Raw genomic sequence first — 11,467 nt, 5'->3', positions numbered from 1 at the left:
ATAAATTTCGACCAAATTTAATTATACTATAGAATTATATTTTTTCTGCACTTTTTAAGAATTTATTTAAAATTGTTTTTGTATCCGAAATAAAATGGATGATGAAGTGGTGCGCGGTGGATTTTCGGGTCGATATTTTATTTTATCGGCCTGCAAATCCTGTTTTCGGGTCGATATTTATTTTTATCGGACTGCAAATCTCGTTTTCGGGTCGATATTTTTATTTATCGGCCTGCAAATTTCGCTTTCGGGTCGATAAATTTTTTTATCGGTCCATATTTCTCATTTCTGGACCGGTAATTCCATTTATCGGTCCAGAAATTACACAACACAAAAAGGAAAGAGGCAACGCCACCTTAGCGTTGCCTCTTCATCTCAAGCTTCTATATTAATGCGTCGTTTCCTTTTTCTTGTTCTACTAATTTTTTATCATATATCTTAATAAATGGGAACCAGATTAAGAATGCTACAAATCCACAAATTAATGAAACGAGTACTGCCATGAGACTTCCTGCTGTTCCAATAAATGCCCCAAATCCAATAGGCGATGGCCATGGTACTTGTGCAATAATTGGTTTCACGAGTTCTAATTTAATTGTCCAATACCCTATTGAAGCTGATACCATTGGTGCTAAGAAAAATGGAATGGCTAAGAATGGGTTATAAACAATTGGTAATCCAAATACAAGTGGTTCATTAATGTTAAATAATCCTGGTGCTAACGATGCTTTTCCTAATACGCGTAATTGCTCTGATTTAGCTAAAAATGCGATAAACACACATAGTCCTAATGTCGCACCTGATCCACCCATAACAACGAATGAGTTCTGGAATTCACCAGCAAATGGAATATTTGCTCCTTCAATATTTAATTGCATGTTTGATAAGACAATTGGCGTAATAAAAGCACTGATAATATTTGCGCCATGTATACCTACAATCCAAAGTGCATGAATTAAGAAGTAAATCACGAGTATACCAATCCAACTACTAGTTAAATTAACAACAAATCCAAATGGCACAGCAATAATTTTGAAAATATCCGTATCAAAAGCTACTAATATTCCTGTAAATGCCAGTATAACGAAAGCAACTAAGAATGCTGGAATTAATGCTGTAAATGATCTTGAAACCCCTTCTGGTACCGCTTCTGGCATTTTTATAATCCATTGACGTTTTACACATAGTCTATATAATTGAACAGCTATAATAGACATGATAATTGCAGTGAATATCCCGGTCGTACCTAGCCTACTGACACCATCACCAGACATTTCCCAACCATTAAAGATATTGACATCTTTTTTCATGATATTAACTAAGACCATTTTACCGTCATCCATTACTAACTGTGGAATGGCCATAAAGTAAGCAAACATAGATAATAATGCACCGTTAAGTGGGTTAACATCTAAGTCTTCTTCCTCTGCATAAATTTTAGTATATTCATAACCAATGACTAAACAGAAATACAAGGCTAGTATCCCCATCGTTGCTTTATTGGCTAACATGTACAAATCACCAATTTTTAAAAATGTACTATTCCAAAATCCTTCTAAAAACGTAAAAGTCTGTGGAATAACGTTTAACACTAAAAACATTGATCCTACAATTGTAAAAGGTATACACGCCATACCAGCTGCCATAATAGCTCTTACAATTCTAAATGAAGCAATTTTCCCCATTGGACCCATTAAATACTTCTCTAAAAAAGCAAAAACTTTGTTTTCTGATCCCATTTCAAGACCCCTTTTCTTTGATTAGTTCATTGCATTTTCAAATCTTTGTAGTCGTTTATAATGCCAGTCTTTATCGTGTCGAATATTGTGTAATCTAAATAAGATGAAGCTGCTTATGCATAAGCCACATACCAATATGCCAACTACGAAAAGTCGAGACGCTGATTGATCCACAATAAATGGATATAAATATTGGAATAATGGTGTGAATAATATAATGGGTATAAGCAATAGATTGATTGTGCTTATACTTAAAAAGCAATAATAAGTATACTTCGCTTGATTCGAATGATTACCATACATTCTGACTTGTTCTGCAACACTGATCAAAATCACAATCATCAACACAAGTGGCAATATCAATGCTAAAGAGCGACTCATCACAAGTGTAAAAAACCAATATAAATTCGAAAAGAAGAACAAAGCAGACATATATCTCACTAATAAAAATCGATTAAAATACATAGCTTTGAGACTTGTTTCTCTTCTATTTTTTTCAATTTTATTTTTCGTTTCTTGATCCATTTTTATCCCTCATTTATACTGCATCATTTACTTTTTGATACAAATGCAACATCTCAATTGCGACTTCTTTTAACGTCATCGTTGTCATGAGATGATCTTGTGCATGAACCATAATAATTTCCATATTAATAGACTCACCTGATGCATATTTTTGTAGTAAATCCGTTTGAGATTGATGCGCTAACGTTATCTCTTGGTTTGCTTCATCTAATAGTTGTTCCGCTTCTTCATAGTTGTTTTCACGCATCTTTTTAAAAGCATCATGTATATTTGTACGCGCAGTACCACTATGTAAAATAATTTCAAAAGCAACAACTTGAATTTCTTCTTGTTCCATAGACTAACTCCCTTTACTTGTGATATTGACCAATCATATAGTTTTTAAAGCTGTTATAATCCTTACAATTCATCAGTTCAGAAATTTTGTCATCTGAATCTATGAGGTTCACGATAATATCGATGATCGTTTTGAGCTCATTGTCGTTATATTTTGAAGGTGATAACATAATGATTAGCTTAATATTCGGAAACTGTTCATTCCAATACACTCCACCAGGCACAAGTGCCACCGCTATACTTGAATAATCTCCGACTGGCTGTGCAGTATGGGGAACAGCTACCTCATCACTGAATACAACTGTACTCAACTCTTCTCTATACCGAAGTTGTCGTTTCAACTTTTCTTCAAAACACGGCTCTTCTTTAATACTTAATTGCTTGATCAAAAGCTGATATAGCTGATGTTTAGTGATTGGTTCTTCGATATAATTAAACGCATGTTCACTACAATATTGACTAAAGAAAGAACTATATTGTTCAAGTGCCAAATTCGCTTCTAACACATGGTTATATGAAAATTTTGAATCATGATGATGAATAAATGTATTAATTTTCTTAATATCTTGATCATTGAGTAATACATTCACTTGTATGACAGGCACTTTAAATACGATGGTTGATAAATCAATAGATGAAATAATTAAATCAATATTTTCTAATTTTTCGTCTGTTATTTCATATTAGCTAATCACATCAATGATATTCATCTGTATACTAAATTCTCTTTCTACTCGAACCTTTAACATCTGTGCACTACCATAACCAGTTGCACAAATAACGAGGACATTTAACTTTTCTCTTTGGTAATATTTTTCAATAGCTGCAAGTAAATGTAATGTTAAATACGCCCATTCTCCTTCACTGACATCTTGGTCTTTTAACTCTTCTAATTCACCAAAATAATTTTTTGTCATCGTAAGTGATGCTTCATTTTGTGATTTAATGTCATTCAAAATTGGATTTTCCAAGTGGATATTATTGCGAATTCGTTTAATCAACGGTTGTAAATGGGTAACAAGCCCATACAATAATTGACTGTCTGACGACATTGGAAATCCAAAATCTGCTTCTATTTTTCCTAATATTTGAGATACGCGATGAGATAAATCACTCACTTCATCGCTTTCTTGTTGTTTTGAACCTTTGCTCATAATATGCAAACTGATATACTTCGCTTCTTCTTCTGGAAACGATATTTGATAAATACGTTCAACACGATTTAAAATTTTTCTCGCGACTGACAATTCATTTTCTGTTAATACCTCTTCATTTGAAGCAATTGTTTTTAAACAATGCCCATCTAACAGTCTTCTGATCATCAGTCCTAAATGTAATACAAGATTTTGGAGTATATAATCTGATAAATATACTTTAGATTCTCTCGTTTCATCTACAACAATAATTGCCAACTCTTCCATATTGATTTGCTGCAAAAGTGGCGTATCTTGAAAATATTTATTAATAGAATGAAAGAAACTATTTCCTAAGAAATAATCCATGATAAAATGACGTTTATCTCGTTCATCTCCATCAATTCCGATACCATGTTGCTGTTTGCTTACAAGTTCTAAATCATATTGCGCAATCATCTTTTTTATATTTGCGATATCGTGAGATATTGTGGATCTCGAGATAAATAATTGTTCGCTTAATTGCTCAATCGTAATAGCTGTCTTATTAAAAAGTAATAAATTCAAAATATAATATTGTCTATCTTTTGAATCATTAATACTTTCTTGATTCACAGATTTAGTGCTCAAATATCTTTTTAAAAAATTTTCAAATTCAATCATTAAATTGATTTTGAGTTGATAACCATACCCTTGTTTAGCAATCAAAGTTGCACCATTTTTTTCAATTTCAGGTTTAAGGGTTTTGATATATTTTCGAATCGTTCTATCTGAGAGTTGCAAGATCGTTGCAATTTCTGAGCTTTTGACAAATTCATTACGTCGCTGTGATAAATAACTGAGTATATCTATTTCTCTTTGACTAAGCATAAGCTTCCCTCATTTCATAGAGAATATTATACTGATTATTCTATGTCTTGCAAAATTACACTCGCCAATTTTTCAATGCCCATTGGAATCGGGACATATGCTTGTGGTGGAATATTCACAACTGGTTTATTAACTCTATCTCCAGCTTCTTTTAACTTTTTAAAATACATTTTAGTTTGTGGACTCACTAAATATAAATCGAAAGATTGTTTTTCAATCATTTTCCCGCCTTCATTTGCTGAAACGGCATCAACTTCAATGTCATGTCCTTGTTCTTGTAAATAACTCGTTGTTTTTTTAGCCATTAGTGATGATGACATACCTGCTGCACATATAATTAACGCTTTTTTCATAATAAAAACCTCCAAATGTTATAATTGTTCTCCGTTACTTGCAATAACTTTTTTGTACCAATAGAATGAATCTTTTTTAGAACGGTCTAAGGTACCATGACCTTCGTTATCTTTATCTACATAAATAAAGCCGTATCTCTTTTTCATCTCGCCCGTTCCGGCAGATACTAAATCTATACAACCCCATGGTGTATATCCCATTAAATCGACACCATCTTCATCGACAGCTTTAATAAATTGTTCGATGTGAGTTTTTAAATATTCAATTCTATAATCATCATGGACAATGCCGTCTTCACCAAGTTCATCAATTGCACCGAATCCATTTTCAACAATAAACAATGGTAAGTGATACATATCTGTAAACCAGTTCATCGCATATCTTAAGCCTTCAGGGTCAATTTGCCATCCCCAATCCGAAGCTTGTACATAGTTATTTTTTACTAAATCACGTGTTTCAACATAATCATATTTATCGTTAGATTTTTCATGTAAAATTGCGAATGACATATAATAACTAAAGCCAATATAATCAACTGTGCCTTGTCTCAAATCTTCAATATCTTGATCTGTAATATCTAAATTGAAGGATTTATCTTTGAAATACTGTGTCATATGACCTGGATATGCACCATGAACATGGACATCTGTAAAGTAATATCTCTTTTGCATCGCTTTTTGAGCCATTAAGATATCTTTCGGATTACAAGTTGCCGGATATACCGGACACATTGCTATCATGCATCCTATTTCAAAGTCTGGATTAATGTCATGACCAATTTTTGTTGCTTGAGCGCTCGCAACTAATTCATAATGTGCTGCTTGATACATAATTTGTTCACGATTTTCACCAGGTTGATATTTCACGCCTGAGTTCGTAAATGGCGCAAAATCTTCATCAAAGTTAGATTGGTTATTAATCTCATTGAACGTCATCCAATATTTAACTTTGTCTTTATATCTTTCAAAACAAACTGTTGCAAATCGAACGAAGAAATCAATCACTTTCCTATTTCGGAAGCCACCATATTCAGTTACAAGATGATAAGGCAATTCAAAGTGAGACAATGTTACAACAGGTTCAATCCCGTGCTTCAAACACTCATCAAACAAATCATCATAGAATGCTAAACCTTGTTCATTAGGTTCTTGATCATCACCATTCGGAAAAATTCTTGACCATGCGATTGAAGTTCTGAAACATTTAAAACCCATTTCACTAAATAATTGAATATCTTCTTTATATCGGTGATAAAAATCAATTGCTTCATGGTTTGGATAATATTTACCTTCAATGACGCCGTCTGTAATTTCTCGATGTTTCCCGTGAGAAGCTGCAGTCATAACATCTGCAACACTGATTCCTTTACCATCTTCTTGCCAAGCACCTTCAAGTTGATGCGCCGCTACAGCACCTCCCCATAAAAAATCCTCTGGTAGTTTTGACATTGAAACCTTCCTCCTTTAATCAAACATTTCTTAATACAATTTTATTGTAAACGTTTTCATAAACGAGTAGCATATCGAAAAGTTCCGTAGTATTACGGAAGTCTTTTATAATAGGTAGGTTTTATGCAGATTTGGATGATTTATTATGGTGATTGGGCAGTTGATTATAGTGAGGTGAGGTTTTCGGGTCGATATTTTATTTTATCGGCCTGTAAATCCTGTTTTCGGGTCGATAAATTTTTTTATCGGCCTGTAAATCCTGTTTTCGGGTCGATAAATTTTTTTATCGGCCTGTAAATCCCGTTTTCGGGTCGATAAATTTTTTTATCGGCCTGTAAATCCCGTTTCTGGACCGATAATTATTTTTATCGGTCCACATTTCCTATTTCTGGACCGATAATTTTTCGTATCGGTCCATATTTCCCGTTTCTGGACCGATAATTTTTCGTATCGGTCCATATTTCCCGTTTCTGGACCGATACTACCGTTCCAATCAAATACGAAAAGGATGAGACAGCCCACGCTGTCTCACCCTCTCCAACTTCTTATTTATCTATTAATTGATCTTGCTATTCTAGATACTGTATGGCGTTGTCCTCTAATGGCTTTACTTAATGCATATATATTCTCAACTGGTGCTAATCCACCATATCCTGCATCACCTATATGTTGAATATCAACGCCTAATGTTTTATTTTTGATTGCTATTTCTCTAATTGTCGCCTCATCCGAACCTTCTTGAGATGTACCGATTGCACTCATCACTAGTGCGCCATGTTTATGTGCAACTTGAACAGCTTCTCTCACTTCTTCTTCACTGACACCCCATACTGTTCCTACTGCCGGCACTAATATAATATCTGCTCCAGCTTCTACAAAATTCGTTATTGCTTCTAAATTAACGACTGGCTCATCTACACCTGATCCGTGCATCTTACCAGCAATAATGAGTCCATTAAAATGAGATTTCCCTACTTTAATCGCTTCTAAAATATGATTATTTGTAACACCAGTTGCTGGATTACCAGTTAAACATACAAAATCAAAACCTAATTTTTCAGCTTGTATAAAAGTTTCTTTAGTCGCTTTTCTACCTGCAGAAATATCTAGTTTAACTTCTGCCATATTCGCTTTATCATCAACTGGTTCTAAATTTACACCAATAGGTCTTCCGACAAGATTCTTTAAATCTTGAACAGCATTGCCAGTTCCTTGATAAGCTTCATGGTACAGACCTTTTATTTCTGGTTCATTGACATCTAAAGCATTCAGTAAAATCATATCCGCTCCAAAAGCAGTTGCCATTTCCGCATTTGTAATATCTTGAACTAAAGCAGGCGTATGTACGACAACATTCTCACTAAGTACCGTTCTACCTTCACTCGCCTTAATACTTTGCTTCAATTCCTCTGATGTAAAGCTCAAAATATCAGACGTATTTGCACTAATTAATCGTTTAACCAAAATATTCACCCCTTCTTTTACTAACACAAACCAAAGATATATTTAAAAAATAACAAAGTCAAATTAATTTAAAAATAAAGTATTGAATAATTAATGTTGATTGCTATAATTTAAATGATATTGATTATCATTATCATATTTTTGGAGGGTTTAATTTATGAAAAGATTAATAATTTTTTGCTTATGCTTATTATTTTTCTTGGCAGCTTGTAATAGCTCAGATACTAAAGAAAAGTCGTCAGAAACAAAATCGGATTCTTCATCTGATACTAAAGTATTTAAACAAGATGATGGTGAAAAAATCAAAATACCTAAAGATCCGAAAAGAATTGTCGTATTACATCCGACATACATAGGTGCATTAGTTGAATTTGGCCATAAACCTGTTGGGGTCATCGATTTTGTGAAACAAAATAAAACTTTATCTGATGCTACTAAAGGTGCAAAAATGTTAGGTCAAAATAATGTTGAAGATATTGCTAAAACAAAGCCGGATTTAATCATTACTACTAAAGAAGATAAAAACATTAATAAACTCAAAAAAATTGCACCAACTGTCCAAATGGATGCTATGAAATCAGACTACAAAGCTGCTACTAAAGAACTTGGGGAAATTGTAAATGAACAAGACAAAGCCAAAAAATGGATAAAAGATTGGGAAGAAAAACTTGAAAAAGATAAAAAATCTTTAGGTGATAAAGTAGACGGGAAAACTATTACAGTCCTACAATCAACACCAAAAGGTTTAACAGCTTTCGGTAAAAACTATGGACGTGGTACAGAAATTGTTTACGGTGGTTACGGAATGACACAACCTGAAAAATTAGAAAAAGAAACAAAGAATGCTTATATGGCAACGCCATCTGAAGAAGAACTTTCTGATTATACGGGTGATTATATTATACTAGCAACAATGGGAGAAACACCACAATTCACACAAACAACTAACTGGAAAAACCTTGATGCAGTTAAAAACAACCATGTTATCGAATTAGATTTACAACAAACGCAATATAATGATCCAATTTCACTAGAAAAACAAAGAGAAATCATTTTAAAACAACTAAAAGAAATGAAATAAAATATTACTGAGCATCGCTTTTAGCACACGTATAATGTTTTCAACTTTATACGTGTGTCTTTTTTTAAATATTAACTTGTTCTACTTCTTCTACTTTTTCTTTGCTTTTACTAATAGAAATGGTGGGAATTGTTTCAACTTATTGATACGTGCTTGATCGTACATTTTAAATACTTCCTCAGACTGCCCAAGGTCTTTTACACATTGAATTTCAAAGTCATTTTCTATTAAATTATTGAAGATTGTCTCAATTGTATGATGATATTTATAAACATCAGCACCTAGCCAATTTGCTGAACGAGATGACTCATCAAAATAATGTTCCATTCGTAAAAATATGCCATTGTCATCTTCTAGTGCAACTTCGGGTTCTTTAGTGGCTGTTTGTATAGGATGTTCCATTGTAAAGAGTAACGAGCCACCACTATTTAAGAGCTGATTCAACTTCTCGGCGCATCTCTTAAAATCTTCAATATAATGAAACACAAGTGAAGATACGATTACATCATACGTTTCATTCGTCTCAAAATCCATAAATGATTCATGATATAACGTGACATTGTTAGAATTGAATTTTTCGCGACTTGCGTTAATCATATTGAGTGACTCATCTATTCCTGTAATATGTTTAGGATGTAATTTCAACATATGCGCAATTAAATGCCCCATACCACAGCCAATATCAAGTACTGTTTTGCCATTTAAATTTGGCATTAACCGCTTCATCTCAGGCATTTCAACGACTTCGTTATAACTTAATGCATGATTTCTTTTTTGTTTATAGCCTTCAAAGAAATCATCTTGATCATAAATATTTGTCATCTGATACATCCCCCTTTTATTAAATTTAGTATAGCAATCATTTATATAAAAAAGAACCTGAGACCACCGTGGTCTCAGGTTCTTTACTTTAATGTGCTAACATTTCTTCTTTAACTTCGTCTTTAGATAATTTAGCTGGATAATAAGTTGGCCAGTTATCTAATTCTTTTAAGACTTTATCTTTATCATTGCCCGTGAATATATGGAAATGTGCAGCTTTTTTAGGATAAATATTGTGATCGCTAAATTGTACATATTTCGGTAAGTTATCGTTTGATTCACCTTTTAATTTAAATGTGTATCTTACGCCTCTATTACCTTTTTCATATTTCAAGATATCATAGCCATCGTACTCATATTCTCCAGTTGTTGTTTTGCCTTCTTTAGTGAAACTGATTTTATTGCCGTCAATTTTGATGTTTTCGACATCTGTTTTATAGCCTTTATCATAATAAGCTTTATATTCTTTTTCAGACATTTTGCCATCTTCTTCAGCTTTATGTTCGAAGACTTCATCAAGTGTGCCATCTTTTAAATATGGATATACTGATTGCCAGTCACCTTCATAATCAGATAGTTTACGGTCTTTTACTTGTGAATCTTTGAAATACCCTTTTTCAATTGCTTTATCATGAGATGCAGCTTTCTTGTCATCTTTTGTTGTAATCTTGTCGTTTAATGATTTTTCGATATTTTTAATATTTTCTTTCATTAATGACTGATATGAAAGGTCTTTTTCTTTTAATTGTTCTTTCGTTAAAGATTCCATATTATTAAACGTTAATGGCTTAGCATCTGTTTCTTTACGAATTGTGTCTGTAATTTTTGATGAAATATTGCTTTCATATAAGATGTATTTCGCATCTGTATCTTTAATTTCTTTAACAATTTCAGTTAATTCTTTTTGTGATGGATCTTCAGCATTCATACTTTGAACACCTTTTTGAACAAATCCATAACGATTTGCTAAGTAACCTAGTGATTCATGAGAGATAAATACTGTATGGCCTTCATGACCTTTAGTAGCATCTTTTAATGATTGATCGATATCCGATAATTCATTATTTAATTTTTTATAATTTTTCTCATAATCTGCTTTATGGTCTGGGTCTTTCTTAATTAATTCATCTTTAATTCCTTTGATCATTTCTTGGTCGATTTTAGGATCTAACCATACATGAGGATCAAATCCACCGTGGTGATGATGTTCATGTTCGTGTTCATGCTCTTCATGGTCTTCTCCATGTTCATGATGTTCATCTTCGTCATCATGATCTTCCCCGTGCTCGTGACCATGTTCATGTTGATCTGTTAAAAGTTCTGATTGATCCATACTATTTTGAAGTGATAATTTTTTATCATCTTTTTTAATAGTTGAGGCAATTTTCTTTGCTACTGGATCTAAATCATCTCCTGTATAAACAAATAAATCCGCTTTACTCGCGTTTAAAATATCTTTTTGCGTTGGTTCATAACTATGTAAGTCTGTTCCTGCAGGATAAATTGATTCTACTTCTACATGCTTACCGCCAATTTGTTCTATAAAAGATTTCAATGGGTAAACTGTCGTCTTAATCTTTAATTTATCAGAATCATTATTTTTGCTATCTGTTTGATTACAGCCAGCTAATACCATACAAATTGCAAAAACAACTGTTAGTACCCCAATCCATTTTTTCATCTCGTACACTCCTT

11 protein-coding genes are annotated in these 11,467 nt (G+C 32.9%); 1 reads left to right on the top strand and 10 read right to left on the bottom strand.

Translation table 11 applies throughout. From position 1 onward, the window contains the following. Nucleotides 1-383: 383 nt before the first annotated feature. The 8 genes from celB to LQ677_RS07175 form a co-directional block, all read right to left on the bottom strand. Nucleotides 384-1,739: a PTS cellobiose transporter subunit IIC gene (gene celB / locus LQ677_RS07210; protein ID WP_037589326.1), complete on the bottom strand. Its 1,356-nt coding sequence runs from the start codon at nucleotides 1,737-1,739 to the stop codon at nucleotides 384-386. A gap of 21 nt (nucleotides 1,740-1,760) precedes the next feature. Next, nucleotides 1,761-2,264, bottom strand: a complete 504-nt coding sequence (locus LQ677_RS07205; protein ID WP_126477844.1) for a hypothetical protein — start codon at nucleotides 2,262-2,264, stop codon at nucleotides 1,761-1,763. Nucleotides 2,265-2,277: 13 nt separating this feature from the next. Continuing rightward, nucleotides 2,278-2,601, bottom strand: a complete 324-nt coding sequence (locus LQ677_RS07200; protein ID WP_037589328.1) for a PTS cellobiose transporter subunit IIA — start codon at nucleotides 2,599-2,601, stop codon at nucleotides 2,278-2,280. A 13-nt stretch (nucleotides 2,602-2,614) separates the two neighbouring features. Then, nucleotides 2,615-3,190, bottom strand: coding sequence for a PTS sugar transporter subunit IIA (locus LQ677_RS07195; protein ID WP_239748224.1), 576 nt, complete (start codon nucleotides 3,188-3,190; stop codon nucleotides 2,615-2,617). Between the two features lie 93 nt (nucleotides 3,191-3,283). Next, nucleotides 3,284-4,603, bottom strand: a complete 1,320-nt coding sequence (locus tag LQ677_RS07190) for a BglG family transcription antiterminator (protein ID WP_239748223.1) — start codon at nucleotides 4,601-4,603, stop codon at nucleotides 3,284-3,286. A gap of 35 nt (nucleotides 4,604-4,638) precedes the next feature. Continuing rightward, entirely contained in the window at nucleotides 4,639-4,956 is a 318-nt protein-coding gene (locus LQ677_RS07185; protein WP_103361768.1) for a PTS cellobiose transporter subunit IIB, read from the bottom strand. Nucleotides 4,957-4,974: 18 nt separating this feature from the next. Continuing rightward, nucleotides 4,975-6,405, bottom strand: a complete 1,431-nt coding sequence (locus LQ677_RS07180; RefSeq protein ID WP_239748222.1) for a 6-phospho-beta-glucosidase — start codon at nucleotides 6,403-6,405, stop codon at nucleotides 4,975-4,977. A gap of 549 nt (nucleotides 6,406-6,954) precedes the next feature. Then, nucleotides 6,955-7,869: a DUF7916 family protein gene (locus LQ677_RS07175; protein WP_239748221.1), complete on the bottom strand. Its 915-nt coding sequence runs from the start codon at nucleotides 7,867-7,869 to the stop codon at nucleotides 6,955-6,957. Nucleotides 7,870-8,026: 157 nt separating this feature from the next. Between LQ677_RS07175 and LQ677_RS07170 the strand changes: the two genes are divergently transcribed. After that, a complete protein-coding gene (locus LQ677_RS07170; protein ID WP_191836267.1) occupies nucleotides 8,027-8,950 on the top strand; it encodes an ABC transporter substrate-binding protein in 924 nt (307 codons plus the stop codon). Nucleotides 8,951-9,040: 90 nt separating this feature from the next. Here the strand turns inward: LQ677_RS07170 and LQ677_RS07165 are convergent, their stop codons facing one another. Further along, nucleotides 9,041-9,772 carry a class I SAM-dependent DNA methyltransferase gene (locus LQ677_RS07165; protein WP_191836266.1) on the bottom strand — a complete coding sequence of 244 codons (732 nt, stop codon included), beginning with the start codon at nucleotides 9,770-9,772 and terminating at the stop codon, nucleotides 9,041-9,043. Between the two features lie 88 nt (nucleotides 9,773-9,860). Next, a complete protein-coding gene (gene adcA, locus LQ677_RS07160; protein ID WP_159315847.1) occupies nucleotides 9,861-11,453 on the bottom strand; it encodes a zinc ABC transporter substrate-binding lipoprotein AdcA in 1,593 nt (530 codons plus the stop codon). Nucleotides 11,454-11,467: the final 14 nt, after the last annotated feature.

This window comes from Mammaliicoccus sp. Q-M61, assembly GCF_022386055.1.
In the GTDB taxonomy this organism is placed as follows: domain Bacteria; phylum Bacillota; class Bacilli; order Staphylococcales; family Staphylococcaceae; genus Mammaliicoccus; species Mammaliicoccus sciuri_A.
Note: the sequence above shows the minus strand (reverse complement) of the source record. Positions and strands in the feature narration are given on the sequence as shown.

Excerpts from the sequence above, each read along its gene's own strand:
- celB (WP_037589326.1), bottom strand. The coding sequence starts at position 1,739 with ATGGGATCAGAAAACAAAGTTTTTGCTTTTTTAGAGAAGTATTTAATG.
- LQ677_RS07205 (WP_126477844.1), bottom strand. The coding sequence starts at position 2,264 with ATGGATCAAGAAACGAAAAATAAAATTGAAAAAAATAGAAGAGAAACA.
- LQ677_RS07200 (WP_037589328.1), bottom strand. The coding sequence starts at position 2,601 with ATGGAACAAGAAGAAATTCAAGTTGTTGCTTTTGAAATTATTTTACAT.
- LQ677_RS07190 (WP_239748223.1), bottom strand. The coding sequence starts at position 4,603 with ATGCTTAGTCAAAGAGAAATAGATATACTCAGTTATTTATCACAGCGA.
- LQ677_RS07185 (WP_103361768.1), bottom strand. The coding sequence starts at position 4,956 with ATGAAAAAAGCGTTAATTATATGTGCAGCAGGTATGTCATCATCACTA.
- LQ677_RS07180 (WP_239748222.1), bottom strand. The coding sequence starts at position 6,405 with ATGTCAAAACTACCAGAGGATTTTTTATGGGGAGGTGCTGTAGCGGCG.
- LQ677_RS07170 (WP_191836267.1), top strand. The coding sequence starts at position 8,027 with ATGAAAAGATTAATAATTTTTTGCTTATGCTTATTATTTTTCTTGGCA.
- LQ677_RS07165 (WP_191836266.1), bottom strand. The coding sequence starts at position 9,772 with ATGACAAATATTTATGATCAAGATGATTTCTTTGAAGGCTATAAACAA.
- adcA (WP_159315847.1), bottom strand. The coding sequence starts at position 11,453 with ATGAAAAAATGGATTGGGGTACTAACAGTTGTTTTTGCAATTTGTATG.